Source organism: Coleofasciculus sp. E1-EBD-02, from assembly GCF_040218245.1.
In the GTDB taxonomy this organism is placed as follows: domain Bacteria; phylum Cyanobacteriota; class Cyanobacteriia; order Cyanobacteriales; family Coleofasciculaceae; genus Coleofasciculus.
In genome coordinates, this window is sequence record NZ_JAVJQN010000023.1 from 41450 (window position 1) to 64222 (window position 22773).

Here is a 22773-nt window from a genome sequence, read left to right on the forward strand (position 1 = left end):
ATTGTTCAAAAAAGTATAGTTTAGTCTTAAAAAGTTGCAAAAGGGTGCAAAAGGTAGTAAAATCAATAAAAACAAATATGCGGATCGCCGATGGATGTCTACGAAGTCCTGGAATGGGTCGATGAATTGGTGTTGACCAAAACAGGATCGCACTTAAATAGCTTGCAACAGGCAGTATTATCAGGGGTCTGGAATAGTAAAAAATACAGAGAAATCGCGGATGACTATCACTGTACTGAAGCTAACGTCAAAAGAGTAGCGGGCAATTTATGGCAACTGATATCAGAAGAATTGGAAGAACAAGTTAATAAATCGAACTTCCGCGCTACAATGGAACGTTATTATATTTATAATTCTAATGTTGGTGATTTTGCACAGAGTAAATTTTGGGGAAGTAACATCAATCTCTGTAGAGAAAATTGGCATTCTGACGAAACTACACAAAACCGATCGCGCACCTCAAACGCCACCAGTACCAAACCCGAAAAACGCCACGATTTGACCGAAGCACCAGAGTGCGATCGCGTCTACAACCGCACCACACAACTAACCACCCTCAAACAGTGGATACTCCAAGAAAAAATCCGCATTGTCACTATCTTTGGATTGCCTGGTATCGGCAAAACCACCATTGCTAGAGAACTGGTAGAACAAATTCAAGATAACTTCGATTATATCCTCTGGCGCAACTGTACCGAAACCCTGACACTACAATGCCTACAAACTAACTTAATTCAGTTTTTTTCCCAAGATAGAGAAACTCAACTCCCCTCCCTAATCGACTATCTGCGATCGCATCCCTGTCTAATCATCCTCGACGACTTCCAAGAACTATTTACCCCTGGAGAATTAGCTGGCACATATCTGCCAGACTGTGAAAATTACAGCAAATTCTGGCAACAAATGGCGCGAACATTTCACCACAGTTGCTTCCTCCTCATGAGTTGGGAAAAACCTACAGAAATTGCTATCTTAGAAGGAGAAAATCGCCACTGTCGCACGTTACAACTTGATGGTTTGGCAGAGTCGGCGGCGGAACTATTGACGAATAAAGCCTTAACCGATGAGGATAAATGGTTGGAACTTATCGAACGGTATAATGGCAATCCCTCCTGGTTAACTATAATTGCCTCTACCATCCAAGATTTATTTAACGGTAGCGTTGATCGCTTCTTATCCTATCCCACTCTCTTTCTGGGAGACTTAGAACCCAGATTGCAGGCACAGTATCAACGGTTATCTGAATCTGAGAAAATGGTAACGCTGTGGTTAGCGAACCAAAACGCGGCAGACATTTCCGATAAACCTGCTGAGTTAGCGTTGTCTGATTCTGATTTTTTGAAGGCGGTACAGTCTTTGAGGAAACGGGGTTTAATTGAAAAAATAACCGATAACGGATCATCAATGTTCGCCGTTCAAGCTTTAGTTAAAGCCTATGTGAAAGAGAGATAGAATGTGCCCCGAAGGTTTCTAGCCCCCAGCCACATCTGAGAAACCATCTAGGTCTGTCGCCAATTCTCAGTTTGAAGACCAACAACGCGATTAAATTCTCGTTGGTTGGCGGTAATCATTATCAGTTGATGTTCCAGTGCGGTGGCAGCAATCAAGACATCATAAGCCCCAATTGGCTGTCCTTGAGATTTGAGTACGGCACGAATCTCAGCCGCTTTTTCAGCTTCGGCGGTTGTGAAAGGGAGAATCGTCACAGAAGACAAAAAACTGAGAATAATGGGTTTGATTTTTTCTGCCCGTTGTGGATTGAGGGTTAAACCATAGTTGAGTTCCATCACTGTAATTAAGGAAACAGCAATGTTGATTGGGGCGGTTTGCGTGATTCTGCTTTGAGTACCTGGTTCGCCTTTGATGAAGTCACTGATGACACAGGTATCGAGGAGGTATTGCATTAGAAAATTTCCGGTTCGCGAGGGGGAAGCAGTTCATCCCGATAGGACTCGAAAGCGGGGAAATCAGGGATTCCTTGATAAGACAAAATCGCCTCTGGCCATTGGGACACTGAAATGGGTGGCGTTTGTATGGTGCGGCGTAACACTTGCACAATTAAAGTAGGCAGGGGAATATTAGATTGTGTGGCTTGATGGATGAGGTCTTGTTCGAGGTCTGGCGGTAGGTCGATGGTAATTTGCATCGGTAATTTTCCTCAATTTATCCCGCTTCGAGATTTTATCACCCTCCATGATAAACTCAACGAGGATTAAATGTCTGCGGTGAGGATGAGCTTGCAAAACAAGGACTGTAGCTTTTAATCGCCTCAAAACTCTCTTGAAATCCGGGTAAAAATGGTTAAAGCTATTGCTGTTGTAGGTTGGGTTGAGCAACGAAACCCAACGCGAGCAGGTTAACGTAAACATTATGTGTAAACCTGACATACTCCCAGTCAGCTTTAGCTGACTTGAGCTTTGAGCCTTGGGTTTTAACCCAAGGCGGTTTAACATAGAGTTCGATAATGATTAATTTAAGGTTCCTTTAGAACTGACGAGACCAATCTTTAAACCAGCGTTCTACCACCACTTTTGTTTGGGTAAAAAACTCAACGGCTTGTCGCCCTTGTCCATGTAAATCGCCATAAAAACTATTTTTCCAACCACTAAAGGGAAAGAATGCCATCGGTGCGGCTACGCCAATATTAATGCCAATATTCCCCGCTTCGGCTTCATAGCGAAACTGTCGCGCGGCAGCACCACTGGTAGTAAATAAACACGCCATATTCCCCCATTGACCTCCGTTGACCAATGCGATCGCGTCTTCAATGGTGTCCAGATGCATTAGACTTAACACCGGACCAAATATTTCCGTTTGAGATAGAGAACTGTCGGGGTTGACATTTTCCAGAATTGTGGGTCGAATAAAATTCCCTTGCTCATACCCCGAAAGCTTCACCTTGCGCCCGTCTACCAATACCTTTGCGCCTTCATCAGCACCCTGTTGAATCAATCCCTCAATCCGGGTTTGACTGTCACGGCTAATCACCGGTCCCATTTCCACCCCTTCATCCAATCCATAGCCAACGACACGAGTTTGAGCCGCAGACGCGATCGCATCGGTAAAACTATGCCGTGCTTCCCCCACGGTAACGGCTACAGACGCCGCCAGACACCGTTGTCCCGCACAACCAAAGGCACTATCGGCAGCAATTCGAGTTGTCATTTCCATATCTGCATCCGGGAGAACAATAAGGGGATTTTTTGCCCCTCCCTGACATTGCACCCGCTTGCCGTGAGCGGCGCCTTTGCTGTATACATACTGTGCCACCGGGGATGATCCGACAAAACTAATGGCGCGAATTGTGGGATGTTCTAAAATCGCATCCACGACGGTTTTTGCCCCATTCACCAGATTTACCACCCCTTTAGGTAATCCCGTCGCTTCTAACAACTCAAACACCTTTTGCATCGTCAACGGGACTTTTTCCGAAGGTTTAACGATACAGGTATTTCCGCAGGCGATCGCATAAGGTAGAAACCAGAAGGGAATCATCCCTGGAAAATTGAACGGCGCAATAATCGCTATGACTCCCACAGGTTGACGAATCATGATTTCATCAATTCCCCGCGCCACATCTTCCAGGTTATATCCCTGCATCAGCATCGGAATACCACAGGCGACTTCCACGTTTTCAATTGCCCGTCGTAATTCAGCTTTTGACTCCTTTAGGGTTTTACCGCATTCCAGGGTAATCGTCTGGGCTAAGTCGTCCAAATTCTCGTCTAATAAAACCTTAAGTTTAAACAGATATTGGACTCGGGTTGGTGGAGGAATCCGCCGCCAATCGGAGAAAGCGACAGCCGCCGCCTCCACCGCCGCGTCTACATCATCTTGAGGCGACAAAGGAACTTGGGCTAAAACATCAACAGTAGCCGGATTAACCACCTGAAGCGATTCCGTGGCGCTGGAGGGACACCATTTGCCATTGATATAGTTCGGTAACAGATTTTTTAGATGCACCGTTGGTTCTCCAAAATGGGCGAGCAAGGGAAGATGGGAGAGCTGGGGGAGCTGGGGGAGCTGAGGAAGCTGAGGGAGCTGGGGGAGCTGGGGGAGCTGAGGGAGATGGGGAAGCTGGGGAAGCTGGGGGAGCTGGGGAAGCTGGGGGAGCTGGGGGAGCTGGGGAAGCTGAGGGAGATGAGGAAGTTAACTCAAAACTCTACCTTACCTATTGCCTATTGCCTATTGCCCATTGCCTGTTCCCTGTTCCCTGACGAATGACAAAAGTCGAATGACTAATCACGATTGACAAATGACCAATGACAAATGACAAATTACCGATCAACCACATTTAAGCGTCGAGTAATCATCGTCATCCCATCACCCCGAATCAAAACGGCTGAAATCCAGCGATCCTGGGGAGTTAAGGGCGCTCGTCCCACTTTAAAAATTCCGCCTGCGGATAGTAAATCCAATTCCAAGTCACTGGGTTGGCTGTAGCGATCGCCATTAATCGGTTCTTCTAAAGCAGTTCCCAATAGTAGATTATCCCCTAGGGGTTCTTGGACGATCGCATCAAAGTTAAACGACTGACCAATACGCACCTGTTCCGGTAAAATCACTTGCAGGTTGGGAGGATTGACGCCAGATGTCAGTTGGGAACGTTCTGCCAAAATTTCCGAGGAGACGATTTGTTGATTTTCGTAACGTTGGCGCGATCGCAACATGGATTCGAGTTTCACCATTGTACCGTTGTTGGGCTGAGTTCCGGTTACGGTGGTGACTGTCTCCGCCACAATCCCATCCCCTTGATTGTCCCAAGACTGTAACTCGGTGCGATACGTCAATTGAGGATAGCGTTCCCACAGTTGCTTCAGGGCTTCCTCCATCTGAGCGTGAGTCAAACCGTCAGAATGTTTGAAATCCTGGCTATAGAACTGCATCACACCCTCCACATCCCGGCGATTTGCGGCTGCATCGATTTGCGCCAGGAGTTCTTTAAGCTGAGGTGGGGCGGTTGCGGGATCTTCGGCTTTTGCTGCCGTTGCCCATCCCAGGGTTAAACCCAGGGCGAAGAGCAAAATCATTGACCCATTCAGCGAATACGCCTTGGTTTTCGCGCTCAAGGAACCTGACTTTTCAAACCTTGGGGAGAATTCAAAGCCTCTCTCCTTGCCGGAGAGAGGTTTGGAGAGAGGTTTTCTATATCCCGTGAAAAGTACGCTCAAGGAACGGGAAACGCGACGAAACATATTGACCGGATTGTGCATTAGGGGCATCGTAGGAAATAGTTTATATAAAGAAATTGGCTTCCAATTGGACAGATAAGATGGTATATTCGCCAATTTACTGCCAATCTTCGATTTTAACTCGACATAAGAGTCGCCTTTAGGAGGAACAACAACCTTGGCTGACACTCCAATTCGCTTATTGATTGCTGCCAGTGGCACAGGAGGACACTTATTTCCGGCGCTGGCGTTAGCTCAACAGTTACCAGAGTACCAAATTGAGTGGCTGGGCGTACCGAACCGGGTGGAACAATCGGTGATTCCCCAACACTATCCCCTGCACACGATTTCGGTTGAAGGCTTTCAGAAACCCTTGGGACTAAATACGGTTCGCGTTTTTGGGCGTCTCGTGGGTTCCATCCGGCAGGTGCAGCGACTGATCCAAACTCGGCAATTTGATGCTCTGTTTTCCACAGGCGGTTATATTGCTGGACCTGCGATCGTCGCGGCACGGTTACAGGGATTGCCAGTTATTTTACACGAATCCAACGCTATTCCCGGAAAAGTTACGCGCTGGCTGAGTCCCTTCTGTGATCAGGTAGCGATCGGATTTGACGCCGCCTCCAAGTATTTACCCAAAGCCCAAACCGTCACCGTTGGTACACCTGTTCGGGCTGATTTCTATAAGCCTCAGCCGTTAGACTTACCGATTCCTGACGATGTGCCGTTAATTGTCGTGGTTGGCGGTTCCCAAGGGGCCGTGAGTGTGAATCAACTCGTGCGTCAATGCGCCAAGACTTGGTTTGAAATGGGCGCGTGGATAGTCCATTTAACCGGGGAAAAAGACCCAGAGGCTTCCACCTTAGAGCATCCCCACTATATTGAACTGCCATTTTACACCAACATGGCAGCGCTACTGCAACGGGCGAATTTAGCGATTAGTCGAGCGGGTGCGGGTTCGTTAACAGAATTGGCGACAACCGGAACACCAGCTATTTTAATTCCTTATCCTTACGCCGCAGAAGATCACCAAAGCTTTAATGCGGCTAGTTTTGCCCAAACGGGGGCGGCTCTGGTTTTTTCGCAATCTGAACTCACCCCCGAATTACTCGAAAGTAAGGTGTCTTATTTGCTCAAATCTCCGGACATTCTCCAGCAAATGGCAGAAAAAGCGGCATCGTTAGCGGTGACGGATAGTGCAGAACAATTAGCAATGTTGGTGCGTCGGCTTGTGGAGAAAAAATAAGCGCAATTTCAGACAATTGAATTTACCAAAACCTTATCGGCTGTCTGAAATTGTCGCTGAATAAACGAACGACAAGCACACACCACCAAACACGATGAAACTCAGACTTTTGACAGTGCTAACCCTTGTGGCAAGTACCAGTTTTGTTGTTCCGGTAAAAGCCCAAAACGCCCAACCTGTTCAATCATCCCAAGAACAGGTTAATCGTGAGCAACTATTAGAAGCTTGTGCCAACAACCGCGCTGATACGTTACCCAATCCGTTTACAGATGTATCGCCGACTCACTGGGCGTACAAAGCAGTGTTGAGTATGTATTATTGTGGTGCTTATCGTGGCTCCATTCCCCCCGAACGAGTCAAGCCGTTGTTAGATGAGCTAGAGTAGATAAGACCATACTGCCTTATATGGGGCAATTCTAACGAATTTCCTAGCCGAATAAGCATTTCATGCCGTGTTGGGTAATCCCGTAGCGTTGTTTGAGTTCGGGGAGGGCTTGGCGTAGGCGATCAAGGAGGCGATCGAGGATGGGTGGGGATGGCTTTAGGTTCATCGTTCTATATTTAATTTAGCGATCGCGTACTTTTACAAAAGTTAATCAGCGTACCGTTTACTTTTATCCGACTACTGATCAACAGCATATTCGTCACTGTATAGTTTCTTGACGCCGCACGCTTCACAGACTATTGCTTGCATACAACACATTGTGCGAATATACTTATAGTGTTCATTGGGGAGTTGCAGGTAGTACGAATGGCAAAAGCGGTAAAATATGAGCAAATTTTGCTTTTCTCTTTCGACTCTGACAAAGATAGCTATTATTTGACCTTTAAGAAGCTTTACTACCATCTCTATTCCAATAGCTCATCTAGCCGTGCTGAACGTATCATTGAGGACATATCAAAAATTCTTCTTTGTAAACTACTAATTGACAAAGGAAACGTTACCAATATATTAGATACTTATATGGAGGGTAAAGGTACAGCGAACGAGTTGCTTTTACCAGAACTTCGGAAGAACTATCCATCCGCCATGGATGAATCTGACCGATTTAGTCTTGGAGATTCATCAATTAAAAGCAGTTTCAAAGTTTTATCAAATATTAATTTAGTTGAGTCGCCTTCCTATATTATTGGTGAGGCTTTTCAAGCCCTTATAGGACCAAAACTGAGAGGAGATAAAGGGCAGTTCTTTACTCCTAGAAGCTTAGTGAAAACCATGGTAAGCATTGCCGACCCGAAACCATATAGTAAAGTTGTCGATCCGGCTTGTGGCACGGGCAGCTTCCTATCAGAAACTTACAATTATTGGATCGAGACTACAGCTGAAACACTCTTGCCAGATAGTCACTATTCGTTAGTTGGTCTAGATAAGGATAAAGATATCTCAAGACTTGCAACAGCTACTCTAGAAATTATTGCACCCAATAACTACTCAATATTTACAACAGATTCACTCGACATAAATCATTTAATTGCTTCTGGATTTAGCTCTAAAATATTTGATGCAGATGTAGTTTTAACAAATCCTCCATTTGGGGCAAAAATTGGAGTCACTAGAGAAAGTATTCTGGAACAATATGATCTGGGTCATCACTGGTACTTTTCATCTACTAAGAATTGTTGGATTCAAAGTGACAAAGTTCGTAAAAATCAAGATCCACAAATTTTGTTCATTGAATTATGTGTAAAAATCCTTAAGCCAGGTGGAGTTTTAGGAATCGTATTACCCGAAGGGGTTTTCGGTAACAAGCAAACTGGATACATTTGGGACTATCTTTATCAAGAGGGTATTATCACAGCTCTTCTGGACTGCCCTCGTACAACATTTCAACCTGGGACAGATACAAAAACCAATGTTCTTTTTTTTCAAAAGTTTAAGGATAAATCTCACAATAAAACTAGATATCCTATTAAAGTTCCTATTGCAGTCGCTTTACATTGCGGTCATGATCGTCGAGGACGGGTAACCCTAGAAAATGGACAAAAATATCCAGATGATTTTATTACTATTGCTCACGAATTTAAAGATAAAAATCGTTCTAAATATTGGTCGAATTGTGAAGTCAATAATCCATATTATTGGGTACCAAGATTTTATGATGCTTCTTTAAGTAAAAGTATTCAAAAAAAAGCTTTTGAGATGCAGGCTAATTTGGCATCCTTTGATGAGCTTGTTAAAAGTGGCTATATTGCTATTAGGAAAGGGCATGAAGTCGGCTCTCAAGCCTATGGGACTGGCAACATTCCCTTTATTAGAACGTCTGACATTGCGAATTGGGAAGTCTCTGTAGATCCGACTAACGCTGTTAGCGAGGAAATTTTTCAAAAATACGCTAAGTACCAAAAACTTAAAACGGGTGACATATTGCTGGTTGTAGACGGAAGATACCGAATTGGACGTACAGCAATTCTTCATTCCAATAACATCAAAAGTGTTATTCAAAGTCACTTTAAAATTATTACAGTTACGACTCAAGCTCCCTTTAACAGTTATGAACTACTGTATATCCTTAACATGCCTTTGATACTTCAGCAAATGAGGAATTTAACATTTATTCAATCAACGCTGGGAAGCATTGGAAAAAGATTAGGGCAGTTGCAAATATTCATTCCAACTCAAACAGAGGAGTGGATCACTGAGATCAGCAATTTTGAGCGTCTCCTTTCAGCTAGGGCATCTATATTGTCTGAACTTCAAAAATTCCACACACCCGAACCAGAACTATAAGCGCCTAGCTCTATCTAAAATGCCTTCAATCCAAGCGTAGAATTCATCCAAAGTCTTAGTTCCCTGAGCGATATTACATTCTCTATGGGCAAAACCTACATTATCGGCATTGTGAACTCTTGGATTTTTGTGGCATGTTTCTATCGCAGCTTTCCCTCTTTGTGCTGTTGAGAATAAATTAAATGAAATAGGCAGTAGGCAAACTTCACACTTAGTCGAACTTGGAGTCATTTCTTGAAAAGCTTTTTCTAAATATCTTTGTATGTCATCTGGAGGCGTGGGAGAATCGGGCATTTGATAAACTAGCCATGTTAATTTCATGGCAACCTGCATACAATCCTCATAAGTGGCTGCTTTTTCTCTCAGTTTAGCCACAATACCCGGTCTAAGTTTGCTCATGTCTAACTCATAGTTCAGTAATTCTTCATCAGATAGGAGCATAGCCCAGCGTAAAATCCTATTTGGTCCAGCATCATCGCTTGCCCATGATGCACCTGTCGTATTAGTTGAATCACGCTTAATTTTATCAGCAATTTTTTTGTATCTTTTTTGAAGGTCTTTCAAATAGGGATATTCTAAGCACTTTCCATCATGTCCTTTTTCACGATGACAGCGATGATTAGCAATTGGCGCAAACCTAGATCGGCTATTAAGTGATTTCAAACAAAACTCAATCATATCTAGAGGTTTACGAATTCATCCAATGAACCCATCAGAGAACTGGGCTTGATTTGCAAAGCCTCGCAGAGCTTGACTATATTTTCTAAGGAAATATTTCGTTCACCTCTTTCAATACTTCCAACGTAAGTTCGATGCATACCCGCTAACTCGGCTAGCTGTTCCTGGGAAAAGCCTAAGTCTTCACGCCTAGCCCTCACAGCAGCACCAAACTTTTCGCGAAGTGTCATCATTACCTCTGCTAAGGATTGCTGACGCTAATAATCGGGTGGTGATGACTAAGAGTCTACAGACTATAAGTAGCGCTTGAGGGTGTGCAATTCACTGGTTATTGGCCATTAAACAGTTAAATGTCACCCTTTAAACATTTAGTGTCATGTCTGAAATCCTTGCTACACTTGGATTGTGCCAAGACAATAATCGCTGAAGCTGGCGACAAATAGCTCTTTAATGGAGAATATTAAGAAGCGGGCAGCGAGAATCGAACTCGCATCATCAGCTTGGAAGGCTGAGGTTTTACCACTAAACTATGCCCGCAGGCGCTCATAACTTTTCTAGTATAAACCACGATAACACAAGTTTGGCAAGTTTTCACCAAAATTATCGGCTCAATTCCCCTGGGGCTTAATTTCCAGGGTCAGGGAGTACGATCCGTACACAGGGCTACCCGCCATGTAGGTTGGTGAAAACTCCCAATCAGCAATAATCTGGTTGGCGAGTTTCGTGGCTTGCCCTTGAGTCAGTATCCCAGGCTGCACTGGGGTCTCAGCAGATCTAACCTCGGCTTTGCCCATATCTGTGATCAAAATGATCACCTCGACAACCACAGGTTGCTCCAGAGTAATGTCTAAAGACCTGAGTTTATCCACCGAGATGAATTGACTCTGTTTCTGGAGTTGGGCAAATCGGTCGCCCGGATTGCGTTGTGGATTGATAATAGAACCACCCCCGCTACTCACAATCCTGAGTCCATTAATAGAAGCAATGAAGCCCCCACCCGACTGATTGTCCGGTGACGTGGGTTCTGTGGGTTCCTCTGGCGATGGGATAGGAGATGGACTAGGCGTAGTCGTGTCTGGAAGTTCCTCTGATGGCTGAGGAGACGGCGTTTCTCCCATCCCTTCAGAGGTGGTGGAGGTTGGCGACGGGGTTGGGGTTGGGTTCAGTGAGTTGGGCGAGGAAACCGTTGTGGGTGAAGGCTTAGGGGTTTCCTGAGTGGTGTTTGCGATCGCCTGCGCCTGAGTCGGGCGATTTGTATCTGGTGCTGATTCTGGTTGACTCTCAGGACTCGGCGCTGGTGTTTTTTGAGATACTGGAGAAGGTGGAGATTGAGTCGCCGGAGTTGGCATGGTAGCATTTGAGGCGATCGCAATCATCTCAACGGGAATCAGTCGTTGACTCAACTGCCAATCCTGAAAACGTCCCAATAGCGCTAGACGCAGCAACCCCAAGCCCACTAAATGAATCGCCACAGAGCTTAGAATAACGGTTTTCCATAACGCCGGGGGGTCAGCGTGGCTGCGTTGGGGTATCTGAGGTTGGTTTAGCGTGGGTTGTGTCATTACAATCAGGTTGGGATGCTTGTATTCCATACTGCCAAATAGCCACTGAGCATCTGGATTAATTCTTAGCGTTCTTTTTGCGATCGCCCAATGACAGTCGTGACCGATGAATAATTATCGCTTGTCTAGGTTGAACGCACCCCAGCTCAATTAAAAATTCTAGCTGGGGATTCTTATGCTAGGCTTTACTCAGCTCCCAAAGGGTACTGAGCGTCACTGGCGTTCGCAGCGTCTGAGAGGAGCTTCTGCCTACCCAGACCCTAGTAAATTTACTATTGGATAATACCGCGTACCAATATCTGGCACCGATGTTATAGGAAGCGGATAAGTCAGCGTTGTAACGCTTCCCATTCTGGAATATGGCTTGGGAATATTTCTTGTTACTCCGCTTAATTTTCCCGCTACCGTCAAAGGCGTAAGCACTGGTGTACTTAGCATTGACTTTGCGTACCTTTCCGCCCAACTCGGAGAATTTCTGAATGGTTAACTCAACCAGATTGTCCTTGCACCATTGATGAAAGCGCTGTTTTTGTAAAGACCCATGCTTCCCTCCTTTAGCTTTCCAATTCGATAAGTCCTCAAACACAATCACGCTGACCTGATGTTTTTGGGCAAACTCAACAATTTGCCGAGAAACCGTTTGAGCAATGTGTTTGTTGATATTTTTAGACTTTCGGTACAAGCCTTGGCAGAAGCCTTTAGGCAAATCCTGGTCGATGATTTTCCGAGTCAGCTTGGACTTGGTTGCAATACGCTGCTTACGTTGGTCGCGACGGTCTATGTCTCTAGCCGGATTGATAAATTTCCTAGCTTTTACAGTACCGTCTAATCCTACTATTGAGCAGGTGGCTGTTGTGTTTATACCAATGTCGATAGCACAAACATAATCTGAATCAGGTAGAGGTTGAGGATGAACCTCAACGGGCATGGAAAGATGAATACTTCGCTTGTTAGCAATCAGAGCAGGAGACAACAGTTTTGCCCCTCTGGAGGTGTGCCGACTTTTTCCATGCTTTTTGATGGAAACACCTTGCATCCAAACCCAATCAGCACCATTCCAGATTTTCAAATCAACAGAGGTGAAATTGGAATGATATTTAATTTGCTGACCTTTGTACATGGCTGGATAGCTGTTGCACATCGAGGTCAACTTGGGAGACTTGTCGTACCGATTTCTCCGTTCCCCTCTCTTCCAGGTATCCCACCGAGTAACGAAGCTACTAACAATACCTATAGCGTCTTGAATTGCAGCACGTCTCAGATAACTGGTAAACTTGCGAAATGAAGGATGATTGCTGATTGCTTTGTGGAAGTACCAATAGTATTTAGGACTGGGGTTGTCTACTGTCTTGTGAATCAGCTTTTCTAAAGTGTTGACTTTTTCGGAACTGTTTAACCCAGAGAGATTCCCCCAATTCCAATAGCTGATCAGCACTAATGGCTTCAGAAAATGTCGGTATTCCGCTACGGTCAAGACGGCTAATCGGCGCTGCTCTTGCGTCATAACCAATTGCCAAACATCGGTTCTGATGTTTGGCTCTTTTTGATGCTTTTTTCGCTTAGATTGCTTTTTCGCTTTTTTCTTAACCACAGCTTCGACCTTGGCTTGGATAAATATCAGGTTACCTGGGTAATGCTTGGTTGTCAATTTGGATGTAGAATTAGTTGCATGACAACAACAAGACTTAAAACTCATGTTTTGGGCGAGTAGCTACGCTTTAATTATTGTTCTATTTTGGGCAAATAGCTAAATACCGATCCTGTTCGTACTTATCAGTTAATCCAACGCCAGTTATAGCCATTCCATTCGTAAATCCCTTGAATCTCATATTCCATGCCATTATCGAAGCGCACGACACAGTTCCATCCCGAACCATTACCCTCTATGCTCTGAAAAATCTGCACTACTGTACAAGGAAACCACTCTCGACTACAGGGTCCATTATCTTGTACCCATTCCCAAAGTCCGTTAGACACTTCGATGCGATCGCCGATTTTTAATTTTAACCCTTCCCCTGGGTTCTGTGCGTCTAAATACTGCGCCAGATGCACCCGCTTGACCCGATTTAGCCATTGGGGTCCATAGCGATCGCGAATAAACTGAACCGATGAAGATTCGCGATTATGCAGCCAGTCGTTGAGGAGTTGGATTTTCCAGGAATAGCCAAGTTGTTCTTGTTCCGTGACAAATTGTAAAAAGCGCGATCGCTCATCTGAAGTTAGGTCATCCAGAGGATTAGCCGTTGTCTGACCCCCTATTGCCGAAGACTGTAAGGATTGACCCATAATCGCATCCATCAACACCCGCCGTAAAATTTGTTTCTGCGGGTCTGTCAGGGGACATAAAACCGCTTCACATTGGATAAAGGCGAGTTGCAAGACGGCTTCAATCTCGGCTGGATTCATAACAGGCTCAATCAGCAGACTGGCTTATGGCTGGTGATAGCGTGCAGCATAATAATTGCATGATAATCTTTCAGGAGACAATTCAGCCGTCTAATTAAGGACAGTTTGCGGCTGGATTCGCGCTATGCTGAGGAATGGAATGATTCAGTTAAGATAATTATTACTATCGGTTATGCGAATTCAAGGTTGGTTTACTACCGTTGCCGTTGCTGGTCTGTTTTGGCTCATCAGTGGGGTCATTGCCCCTGCTGCGTTTGCCTTCGTTCAGGTTGAACTGTCTGACCTGTCTTACCACGAATGTTCCTCCAAGTTTTCCGAAGGATTGGTCACACCCGGTTCCATCCAAGCCGCCGATTGCTACATCATCACTGGCAAAGCGATCAACAAGTCAGGTAAACCCGTGATTAACGCTGACATTTTTGGTCGAATCTACGATGCCAATCATAATCCCGTCTTTCAAAATCGTACCCGGCTGGGTGCCATTGATGAAGTCCCACCGGGCGTTAGTGATTTTGAAGTGCGAATTACGGTTTCGGCTAATCAGCCAACCCCATTGCAGCTTGAACAATTCAAAGCCTCTGGTTTTACGGGCAAAGTCCGCCGATAAAAGCGTGTTGACTTTAATTAATATCTAACCCAAGACTATGCCATGCCTCCAAAGAGTTCAGCGATAAGTTGCAGGACAAAAATCGCCAAAATAGGAGATAGGTCCAAACCGCCAAGGGGCGGAATAAAGGAGCGGAAAATATTCAGGTAAGGGTCAGTAATTGGGCTAAGGAACCCAGCCACCTGGTTCATCCATTCAATCGTGGGGAACCAGTTTAGCAGAATGCGGACAACTATCAGCGATAAATAGATATAGAGGAAATTGGAGAGACTTTCGGTTACCAGTGCTGTAGGCATAAATTGAACTGTGTCCTTACTAAATTTTGCGGGCGGATATGATAGTGCCTTTCTAGTCAGTTTAACGGATATCACTCCATTCCGGCTTAGGAATCGAGGGAACCTTCCCGATCGGTGAGTTCCTTACTCCCACTCCCATTCACTGGACCCAATTGCTGGCGCACATCATCGATCGCTGTATTAAGCTGGGCAATTTTGTCTTCTAAACTGCGACGCGCCGCTTCAATGCTTTCCTCGGAGTTGAGCTGAGACTTTTTACCCTTCATCGCTTTCTTTTCGGAAAGGCGGGACTTGAGTAAAGACTGATCGGCATCTTCATCGCTATTATTGCGTTGTCCGGCTAGTATGGCTCCGATAACGCCACCGACTACTCCCCCTATGGCGATTCCGGCGAGAAGTCCACCTGTAAAACCATCGCGCTGACTCATTTTTCCTTTTGTACCCTTGAAAAAAAACGCAACTGCTTTTCCAGATTAACGGTTGGCTGATGCAGATGCCTACATCTTCGTCTTATGTCATTTGTCATTCGTCATTTGTCATTCGTCATTCGTTTACCCCTCATCTTCCCCTGCTTCCCCTGCTTCCCCTGCTTCCCCTGCTTCCCCTGCTTCCCCTGCTTCCCCTGCTTCCCCTGCTTCCCCTGCTCCCCCTGCTCCCCCTGCTTCCCCTGCTTCCCCTGCTTCCCCTGCTTCCCCTGCTTCCCCTGCTTCCCCTGCTCCCCCTGCTCCCCCTGCTCCCCCTGCTCCCCCTGCTCCCCCTGCTTCCCCTGCTCCCCCTGCTCCCCCTGCTTCCCCTGCTTCCCCTGCTCCCCCTGCTCCCCCTGCTCCCCCTGCTCCCCTATCCCTTGCCATCATGTGCCAAAGGCGCGATCGCCTGCATCTCCTAATCCGGGTACGATAAATCCTTGCTGGCTTAATTCTTCGTCAATTGTGGCGGTGTAGATGGTTAAGGTGGGATAATTGCCCCCTAACTTTTGCAAGGCGGGTGGAGCCGCAACCACGCTGATAATCCGGATCAAGGCTGGATCAGCACCTCGCTGGGTCAGTTGTGCGATCGCGGACATCATTGTACCCCCTGTTGCTAGCATGGGTTCGGTAATTAAGATATGGGTACCCGGATCAAATTGTTGGGGCAATTTATTTAAATAACACTTTGCTTCTAGCGTTCCTTCATCGCGCACCATGCCCAGATGGTAAATGGATGCCAAGGGCAATAAGGTTTGCGCCCCTTCTAATAGGGCTAATCCCGCCCGTAAAATCGGCACGACGACTAAAGGAGTCTCTGGATTCACCATTGTGGCTGGACAAGGGGCTAGGGGAGTCTGAACCATCAACTCTTCCGTCGGTAGCCAGTCTCGAATCGCTTCGTAGGTGAGCCAGCGCCCTAACTCCGTCATCGCACTTTTGAATAGGGGGGAGGGTGTCGCTGCATCACGGGCAACACCAAGCCAGTGCTTGATTAGGGGATGAGGGGGAACATAAACACGTAATTGGGGAGCCATAGCGAATTAATCGATAACGACGAAGGAATACCTAAACTGAATCATGATAATGCTTTTTTTTCCCGACTGCCGAGATGGTATCCGGGCTAAATGCTGTATTTGCCCGTTTATTGCCAATTGTTTGCATTAGTGTTGACATTAATTTTCAACAAGGATATAGTAGTCCTCAGTGTTCTCCTCTCATTAAGGATTGGTAGGTGGGACGGGCAAGCGGTAGCAGCCTGAACCACCCTCTTTTTTTTGGGGGCGCGGAGGGGTGCAGGGGTATAGGGGTGTAGGGGTGTAGGGGTGTAGGGGTGTAGGGGTGTAGGGGTGTAGGGGTGTAGGGGTCAGGGGTTCATGTAGAGACACAAACAGCACATCTGGAAGGGAGAATAGAGAAAAGTTAAACTCGAATTTGTAAAAGACCTCTCTCGTCTGATCATTCATGGCTATTGCTTCTCAATCTCCCTCATCCACGGATCACGCTCCGAACGAAACCTCTGTATTTGATGTCATCGTCATTGGTTCTGGTATTGGCGGACTCGTGACGGCGACTCAGCTAGCGGCTAAGGGTGCCAAGGTGCTGGTACTGGAACGCTATTTGATTCCCGGTGGTAGTGCTGGCTACTTTGAACGCGAAGGCTATCGATTCGACGTTGGCGCGTCGATGATTTTTGGTTTTGGTACTGAAGGAACCACGAATCTATTGACCAAAGCCTTAGACGCGGTGAATGTTGGTGTGGAAACAATTCCCGATGACGTTCAGATTCACTATCATCTACCGGAAGGCTTAGACCTGAAAGTTCATCGAGACTATGAGAAATTCTTACACGAATTGACGGAACGTTTTCCCCACGAACGGCGGGGAATTCGGCAATTTTATGATGAATGCTGGAAGGTATTTAATTGCCTCAACGCGATGGAATTGCTGTCTCTAGAAGAACCTCGCTATCTGATGCGAGTGTTTTTCCAGCATCCTTTGGCGTGTTTAGGATTAGTAAAATATTTGCCCCAGAATGCTGGAGATATTGCCCGTCGTTATATCCATGACCCTCAGTTACTCCAGTTTATTGATATGGAATGTTACTGTTGGTCAGTCGTACCTGCGGATAAGACACCGATGATTAATGCGGGAATGGTGTTTTCTGACCGCCATTATGGGGGAATTAATTATCCTAAAGGGGGTGTGGGTGAAATTGCCCAGAAATTAGTTGAAGGATTGGAGAAAGCTGGGGGACAGATTCGCTATTCCGCCAGAGTCAGCGAAATTTTAACGGAACAGGGTAAAGCTGTGGGTGTGCGGTTAGCCACGGGGGAAGAGTATCGGGCAAAGCGGGTGGTGTCTAATGCAACGCGCTGGGATACCTTTGAGAAATTAATGCCCTCAGAACAGATGCCTGCAAGTGAGGAAAAGTGGCAACAACGATATCAGAAATCACCCAGTTTTTTGAGTTTGCATTTAGGAGTTGAAGAAAAGGTATTCCCGCCAGGAACAGAATGTCACCATATTTTATTGGAAGAATGGGACAAGATGGAAGCGGCTGAGGGGACAATTTTTGTGTCGATTCCCACATTACTTGACCCGGACTTAGCCCCGGAAGGCTATCATATTATGCATACCTTTACGCCCAGTTGGATGGAGAATTGGCAGGGATTATCTGCGAAAGAGTATGAAGATAAAAAGGAAGAAGCGGCTGGGCGAGTTATTGAACGATTAGAGGCAATTTTTCCCGGTTTAGATGCAGGCTTGGATTATATGGAAGTCGGAACCGCCCGCAGTCATCGACGGTTTTTGGGGCGTGAGGATGGCACCTATGGACCGATTCCGCGCCGCAAGTTAAGGGGGTTATTGGGAATGCCCTTTAATCGGACGGCGATTCCGGGATTATATTGTGTGGGGGATAGTACGTTTCCGGGACAAGGGTTGAATGCGGTAGCGTTTTCTGGGTTTGCTTGCGCCCATCGGGTGGCGGTGGATTTGGGGTTATAAGCTCAGATTTTCACCATTTTCAACCATCAAATTGTAGCCGAATTGTCGAAAATTGTAGGGTGCGTTAGCGAAGCGTAACGCACCATTACTGAGTTAGCGAAGCGTAACGCACCATTACTGAACTATTTCATTTCACCCAACCTACGAATTAGAGTCTGATCGCCCCTTTTTAATCAATTTATCTGCCACCCACCACGCACCCCATGAACAAAAGAAACTCCCCACCAATGCTATAATAAACGGATGGGGGGGTAGCAAAAAGCGATCGCGATTAGGAAGCTGCCAAGGTTCAGTAATTAACCCGGAAGTTGAAGCAACGATCGCGCCCGCCGCAATCCCCACGCCAACCGCTTGGATTTGCCGTTCTAGGCTGCGATCGCGTTCCGCTTGGTCAATTTCCACTAATCCCCGAATCGTATTAATTGCCGTATCTAACAGCCGTTCCCCTTGCTGGAGATAAACCAAATCCACTTTAATTTGTCCCTGAAACATCCCAAAAATGTGATTTGCATTATCCCGCCAACCCGTTAAATCACTTTGACTTTTCACCTCCATTCGCGTCAAAGTATTTAGATAATTTTCCCGGTTGATGGCGATCGTATTCTCGAAAGTTACCAAACTCCGCATTTGCTGAGAATAGCGCAAGGATAAATCCAAAAAATTCTTGATTTCCTGCTTTAATGACCGTAACTCTTTCTCCGATAAATCCGGCAAAACATTCGTCGCAATATTAGGCATAAATGTCCGAATTGTCTTCTCTATGGTTTTAATCTCTTGATTAGCCCTTTTATATTCCTCACGACTGTCTAGGTAATTTTGAAAAATCTTGTTTTCATAACAAAATAACTCCGGTAAAGACCACTGAACCCCATTAAGTTTCTCTTTACTCTCTTCTGAAAAGATCAGCAAAATCAGAATCTGTCCGTAAGGATTGCGATTATAAACATCCTGATACTCATACAGAAATCCCCCTAAAAACTCGCGACAAGCTAAAAAAGGCGGCGCTGTTCCTAAACTGTCAATTCCTAACAGGTTTTGTAATAGTTGATTCGCCCATATTTTCCCCTCCTCCAGAGTTGCTGGGGGAGAGTCGATAAAACCACTAAACAGAATCGTTGTCCCCCAAGATGCTTGCTTGAGATGGGTTTGTATGGGTTCATCTAGGGTTGACGAGGTTCCCGTAAAAAATGACTCCGGGGGTCTTAATTGGGCAAGATCTGAGAATCTCACCCCATCTTTTCCCGGTTTTTGGGGATGGAAGACGTGCAATAAAAAACTATAGCTATCATTGATATATTGAGGATAGAAAAAACCCCGATATTTTGGCGGTAAATTAGCTCGTTGAATCCCGATTTTACCCGGGCTATTAATAAGCTGAAAAAAGGGAATATTCGCAGTAGTTAACCATTCAAAATCCGATCTAAATAGATAGTCGTAAATGACATCTTCTAGGGTCTGACTGCTCAGATATTTTGTCAAATCAATGAGAATTTCCAGAACAATTATTCTCAGCTTCCCCCACCATAAAAACACCTGAATTGTATCAATATACTGAAGCCAACTATCAAGAATTGACAAGGGGGATAACATCTCTTTTTTTAACTGTTTTATGAGCGAATCCACCAACCCATAATCCGCCAATAACCGCAGATAATAGGCAATCATTGAGCTTAAATATATCTCCTGCTCCGCTTCAGTGAGTGATGTAGTTTTGAGGATTCTTAAATGATAAGTAAATAAGCGAATTTCTGGGGCATAAATAACCTTTTTTGTCATCATGATTGCTGCTCATATTGCCCTTTAGCTTGGCTAATGGTTTCATCCACAAATCGAATCGATAAGTTAGTTATTCTCAGAATTTGTTGCTCGGTTTCGTCTTCATCAGGGTCTTCGTCCTCATCAATGGCATCACTTTGGACGGGTCGGAGAGCCTGTAAAATTGCACTATATTGGTGTTCTCGACACCATTTCGTAATCGATCGCGCTATAGTTTTAATATCATCATTGGCTGGCTTGAGGGTGGCTTGCAGTTCCGCTAAAGTTTCCCAAGCTGTGGGGGGAATAATCTTGCTCTCTGGTTTTTTGCTTTCTCGATGCAGAAGCAGTAAAAAAGCCCGCACAATTCGTTCATTTTCAGCAGTGGGCATCGTCTGACCTCATCATGGCTCAACTCTGCCCCATTATAAACCGATCGCCGTCAAGTCTGACCCGTAACAGACTGCTGCGAAGGGGGGGTCATCTATAAACTACCCAGTCTATTGGCTAGGTAATCTCTTAAGTCTGAAGGACAGGGCAGACGGGGGGCTAGCAATTCAACGATATTGTTGATATCGATCGGCGATCTAATTTTTAGCTTGACTTTTCCAGTTTTGACCTCTTCTTCCAGTCGGTTTAGAAACTTAATTAAACACCAGAGTTCTTGTTTTCCCCGCAACCAAACTTTTGTCGGTAAGGCTTCCAGTTCTCTGATGGTGGAGTCAATTGTCGTCGGATCTGGCTGGATATTGACATTACAGACTCTTCCTAAGTGAGTCAAGATGTCAGGTTTCCAGTTAAACATAATTTGATAGTTTATATCTACCTTCAGTATCGAAACCTTTATATTATTGGTGTTTGGTTTTTGTCCCAATCGACGAGTCGCTAAAAGCCACGCCATCCACGGTAAAAAAACTTGACGATAATCCCGTTGGAATTGATGAAACTTTTGGCAGGCGATCGCAATTGCCTCACTGGATGAATCCAAACCCCATAAATCGGTTAATATCGCCGCAATGGCTGGTTCTGAAACCAGATAATTCTCAATAGAGTAGTGTTCGGTTACGAATAAGCTTTGCTGAGTTTTTGTTCCCCGAGTTTCCCCGATGAGGTCATCATGATCTTTATCCACAAAAAACATGATTCTGGGGTTGTTTGGAAATCGTTTGCCTAGATAATCATAAGCATTCAACACTTCCTTTTTATTCCCTAATATAGTCATTTCGACCGATAAAGCCTTCGGTTCAGCGAAGCGTTGAACGTTGACTCGGATCAAGGAAGGATCGTCGCGTCCCTCCAGAAAAATTGCGATCGCCTGACCTTGGGGTTGAAAACTTAGGAGAAATATATTTAATTTAGCTTGGGATGATGTCGGTGCAGCCTTCAAAGCATCCAAGAAAGATGACATCTTCAAATCTCCTCGATAAACTCACTGATAGAATGTGCATATTCCGCCAGTGAATTTTCAAACACAAAAGGAGAATGAGTCACGGCAATTAAACCGGAACACTTTCCGGTATCTTTCAAGTCCTGAAGAAACCGGCGTTGCCAAGGTACAGATATGGATAATTCCGGCTCATCAATCACCACAAAATACTGACCGTAATCACTTAACAATATATGAGAAAATAATGAAATGATTTGTTTCTCTCCTGAGGATAAGCCTGGAATTGGCACTTCGCTCATATCTTTGTTTTTGCGATTAACAACCAAATTGAACTCACTGGGGTTAAATTCCAACTTTTTGTTGCTGAGATACTGATTAACCAAATCAACTAGCTTTCGGATTGGTCGTTCTTTTTCCTGTTGACTTTTATGAATTTCGACCAAACGAGTCAAAAAATAAGCAGTCACCCGTTGTTCTTCTAATAAAACCTGGTTAGTTTTTACATCTTCAAGGAGCTGTCCCAGTTTTTGGCGATCGCCTTCTGAAAGAATATCCCCAATCCGAGGAAGCATCACCTTGATTGTTTCCGTAAATTCTTCAGTAGACAGTTGAGATGCCTCAACATTTTTATAGTTATTACGAATAATATCCCCTAAGTAACTCCCAGTAAGTCGATTCAGTTCAGTGCGAAAATTTTGATCCAAGTCTGATAAGGTTGAGTCAAATGCCCGAATTACATCTTCCATACCAAACTCAACCAGTTCGACATATCCAGATCGTGGCTTCTTCCGATAACGATTAGTTTTAGAAAAAGGGAAGACATCATCCAAGTCTCTGTCCGGAAAAACATCGCTTAATTCTTTTTCAATTCTGCGATAAGTGGGTAAAAATAAAACTTGTTCTTTATAGCCAGATTGTACAGCTTCAGCCAGTTTGTCTGTAACTTGGCTTGCCTCATGTTCCTCTAAAGAGGCAAAATGTGGGTTTATTTTTGCTGCATCTCGCAAAACCCTAAAACTGACACTAGGGAATTCATTATTTATTTCTCTTAACTCTAGCATTCCGGGTGGTGACAACCAATATTCTGAAGGGCTTTCGGCTAGTTTGTTGAGAAGATTATCAAATTCACTTTGATTTAAAACGCGGCTCAAATATCTAAAAACTTTATTTTTTATTTGATTATTGTTTTGAGCAGTGTTTAAAGTTTTTCTTTCGATGGGATATTCTTGTTCACCAATTGTAACGGTACAGGAATGAAAGGGAAGCTGGGCTAGGCGTTCCCACTGAGCCGTTAAGGTGTAATATAATAAATTAATCAGTGTACTTTTACCCGATCCATTTTCGCCAACTAGGATTAAAGTATTGTCTTGAATGGGGACATCCAAATTATAAGCGTCAAAGAGACGCTCTATCCGAATTCGCTTGAGGTCAATAGACATTTAATTTATCAAATCACTTTAGGAA

Annotated in this window: 25 protein-coding genes and 1 tRNA gene; 7 read left to right on the forward strand and 19 right to left on the reverse strand. The window is 45.0% G+C overall.

The genetic code is table 11. From position 1 onward, the window contains the following. Positions 1-90 precede the first annotated feature (90 nt). Entirely contained in the window at positions 91-1452 is a 1362-nt protein-coding gene (locus RIC07_RS04110) for an NB-ARC domain-containing protein (RefSeq protein WP_446393395.1), read from the forward strand. 47 nt (positions 1453-1499) lie between these two features. Here the strand turns inward: RIC07_RS04110 and RIC07_RS04115 are convergent, their stop codons facing one another. The 3 genes from RIC07_RS04115 to RIC07_RS04125 all read right to left on the reverse strand — a co-directional run bounded on the left by RIC07_RS04115 (position 1500) and on the right by RIC07_RS04125 (position 3963). Then, the gene (locus RIC07_RS04115; RefSeq protein WP_446393396.1) at positions 1500-1904 is read right to left on the reverse strand and encodes a PIN domain-containing protein; all 405 of its coding nucleotides are present in this window, start codon (positions 1902-1904) and stop codon (positions 1500-1502) included. Next, on the reverse strand, positions 1904-2146 hold the full coding sequence (locus tag RIC07_RS04120; RefSeq protein WP_446380157.1) for a hypothetical protein: 243 nt from the start codon (positions 2144-2146) through the stop codon (positions 1904-1906). Before RIC07_RS04120 ends, RIC07_RS04115 begins: the two co-directional genes overlap by 1 nt. Positions 2147-2484: 338 nt before the next feature. After that, the gene (locus tag RIC07_RS04125) at positions 2485-3963 is read right to left on the reverse strand and encodes a CoA-acylating methylmalonate-semialdehyde dehydrogenase (RefSeq protein WP_446393397.1); all 1479 of its coding nucleotides are present in this window, start codon (positions 3961-3963) and stop codon (positions 2485-2487) included. 2 nt (positions 3964-3965) lie between these two features. Here RIC07_RS04125 and RIC07_RS04130 point away from each other — a divergent pair, with 2 nt between their 5' ends. Next, positions 3966-4217: a hypothetical protein gene (locus RIC07_RS04130; RefSeq protein ID WP_446393398.1), complete on the forward strand. Its 252-nt coding sequence runs from the start codon at positions 3966-3968 to the stop codon at positions 4215-4217. A 60-nt stretch (positions 4218-4277) separates the two neighbouring features. Here RIC07_RS04130 and RIC07_RS04135 read toward each other — a convergent pair whose 3' ends face one another. After that, the gene (locus tag RIC07_RS04135; RefSeq protein WP_446393399.1) at positions 4278-5360 is read right to left on the reverse strand and encodes a YybH family protein; all 1083 of its coding nucleotides are present in this window, start codon (positions 5358-5360) and stop codon (positions 4278-4280) included. Between RIC07_RS04135 and murG the strand changes: the two genes are divergently transcribed. Together murG and RIC07_RS04145 are read left to right on the forward strand one after the other, a co-directional pair. Then, entirely contained in the window at positions 5350-6417 is a 1068-nt protein-coding gene (gene murG, locus RIC07_RS04140; RefSeq protein ID WP_446393400.1) for an undecaprenyldiphospho-muramoylpentapeptide beta-N-acetylglucosaminyltransferase, read from the forward strand. The genes RIC07_RS04135 and murG overlap by 11 nt on opposite strands. 94 nt (positions 6418-6511) lie before the next feature. Further along, the gene (locus tag RIC07_RS04145; protein ID WP_446380164.1) at positions 6512-6802 is read left to right on the forward strand and encodes an S-layer protein; all 291 of its coding nucleotides are present in this window, start codon (positions 6512-6514) and stop codon (positions 6800-6802) included. A gap of 43 nt (positions 6803-6845) precedes the next feature. Here the strand turns inward: RIC07_RS04145 and RIC07_RS04150 are convergent, their stop codons facing one another. Next, the gene (locus RIC07_RS04150) at positions 6846-6968 is read right to left on the reverse strand and encodes a hypothetical protein (protein ID WP_446380165.1); all 123 of its coding nucleotides are present in this window, start codon (positions 6966-6968) and stop codon (positions 6846-6848) included. Between the two features lie 200 nt (positions 6969-7168). On the opposite strand from RIC07_RS04150, the gene RIC07_RS04155 reads away from it, so the two are divergent. Next, positions 7169-9145, forward strand: a complete 1977-nt coding sequence (locus RIC07_RS04155; RefSeq protein WP_446393401.1) for an N-6 DNA methylase — start codon at positions 7169-7171, stop codon at positions 9143-9145. Here the strand turns inward: RIC07_RS04155 and RIC07_RS04160 are convergent. The 6 genes from RIC07_RS04160 to RIC07_RS04185 all read right to left on the reverse strand — a co-directional run bounded on the left by RIC07_RS04160 (position 9140) and on the right by RIC07_RS04185 (position 13791). Then, positions 9140-9823 carry a hypothetical protein gene (locus tag RIC07_RS04160; RefSeq protein ID WP_446393402.1) on the reverse strand — a complete coding sequence of 228 codons (684 nt, stop codon included), beginning with the start codon at positions 9821-9823 and terminating at the stop codon, positions 9140-9142. The genes RIC07_RS04155 and RIC07_RS04160 overlap by 6 nt on opposite strands. Positions 9824-9825: 2 nt before the next feature. Continuing rightward, positions 9826-10053 (reverse strand): helix-turn-helix domain-containing protein, encoded by a 228-nt coding sequence (locus RIC07_RS04165; protein WP_446380192.1) that lies wholly within the window; start codon positions 10051-10053, stop codon positions 9826-9828. A gap of 236 nt (positions 10054-10289) precedes the next feature. After that, positions 10290-10360 (reverse strand) — tRNA-Gly (locus RIC07_RS04170). A 71-nt stretch (positions 10361-10431) separates the two neighbouring features. Beyond that, positions 10432-11415, reverse strand: coding sequence for a hypothetical protein (locus tag RIC07_RS04175; protein WP_446393403.1), 984 nt, complete (start codon positions 11413-11415; stop codon positions 10432-10434). Positions 11416-11563: 148 nt separating this feature from the next. Then, positions 11564-12976, reverse strand: coding sequence for an IS200/IS605 family accessory protein TnpB-related protein (locus RIC07_RS04180; RefSeq protein ID WP_446393447.1), 1413 nt, complete (start codon positions 12974-12976; stop codon positions 11564-11566). Between the two features lie 182 nt (positions 12977-13158). Beyond that, positions 13159-13791, reverse strand: a complete 633-nt coding sequence (locus tag RIC07_RS04185; RefSeq protein ID WP_446393404.1) for a hypothetical protein — start codon at positions 13789-13791, stop codon at positions 13159-13161. Between the two features lie 172 nt (positions 13792-13963). Here RIC07_RS04185 and RIC07_RS04190 point away from each other — a divergent pair, with 172 nt between their 5' ends. Continuing rightward, on the forward strand, positions 13964-14398 hold the full coding sequence (locus RIC07_RS04190) for a hypothetical protein (protein ID WP_446393405.1): 435 nt from the start codon (positions 13964-13966) through the stop codon (positions 14396-14398). 35 nt (positions 14399-14433) lie between these two features. On the opposite strand, the gene RIC07_RS04195 is transcribed toward RIC07_RS04190, so the two are convergent. The 4 genes from RIC07_RS04195 to upp form a co-directional block, all read right to left on the reverse strand. Then, positions 14434-14694 (reverse strand): YggT family protein, encoded by a 261-nt coding sequence (locus RIC07_RS04195; RefSeq protein WP_446393406.1) that lies wholly within the window; start codon positions 14692-14694, stop codon positions 14434-14436. Positions 14695-14780: 86 nt separating this feature from the next. Continuing rightward, positions 14781-15122 carry a hypothetical protein gene (locus tag RIC07_RS04200; RefSeq protein WP_446393407.1) on the reverse strand — a complete coding sequence of 114 codons (342 nt, stop codon included), beginning with the start codon at positions 15120-15122 and terminating at the stop codon, positions 14781-14783. 123 nt (positions 15123-15245) lie between these two features. Continuing rightward, positions 15246-15548: a hypothetical protein gene (locus tag RIC07_RS04205; protein WP_446393408.1), complete on the reverse strand. Its 303-nt coding sequence runs from the start codon at positions 15546-15548 to the stop codon at positions 15246-15248. Further along, entirely contained in the window at positions 15545-16195 is a 651-nt protein-coding gene (gene upp / locus RIC07_RS04210; protein WP_446380174.1) for a uracil phosphoribosyltransferase, read from the reverse strand. Before upp ends, RIC07_RS04205 begins: the two co-directional genes overlap by 4 nt. Positions 16196-16622: 427 nt before the next feature. On the opposite strand from upp, the gene crtH reads away from it, so the two are divergent. Then, positions 16623-18167, forward strand: a complete 1545-nt coding sequence (gene crtH / locus RIC07_RS04215) for a carotenoid isomerase (RefSeq protein WP_446393409.1) — start codon at positions 16623-16625, stop codon at positions 18165-18167. Between the two features lie 141 nt (positions 18168-18308). On the opposite strand, the gene RIC07_RS04220 is transcribed toward crtH, so the two are convergent. The 4 genes from RIC07_RS04220 to RIC07_RS04235 form a co-directional block, all read right to left on the reverse strand. Further along, on the reverse strand, positions 18309-19946 hold the full coding sequence (locus RIC07_RS04220; RefSeq protein ID WP_446393410.1) for a hypothetical protein: 1638 nt from the start codon (positions 19944-19946) through the stop codon (positions 18309-18311). Further along, positions 19943-20314, reverse strand: coding sequence for a hypothetical protein (locus RIC07_RS04225; protein WP_446393411.1), 372 nt, complete (start codon positions 20312-20314; stop codon positions 19943-19945). Before RIC07_RS04225 ends, RIC07_RS04220 begins: the two co-directional genes overlap by 4 nt. 92 nt (positions 20315-20406) lie before the next feature. Then, complete coding sequence (locus RIC07_RS04230) at positions 20407-21330, reverse strand: DUF4435 domain-containing protein (RefSeq protein WP_446393412.1); 924 nt, start codon at positions 21328-21330, stop codon at positions 20407-20409. 2 nt (positions 21331-21332) lie between these two features. Then, positions 21333-22748: an AAA family ATPase gene (locus tag RIC07_RS04235; RefSeq protein ID WP_446393413.1), complete on the reverse strand. Its 1416-nt coding sequence runs from the start codon at positions 22746-22748 to the stop codon at positions 21333-21335. Between the last annotated feature and the right edge of the window lie 25 nt (positions 22749-22773).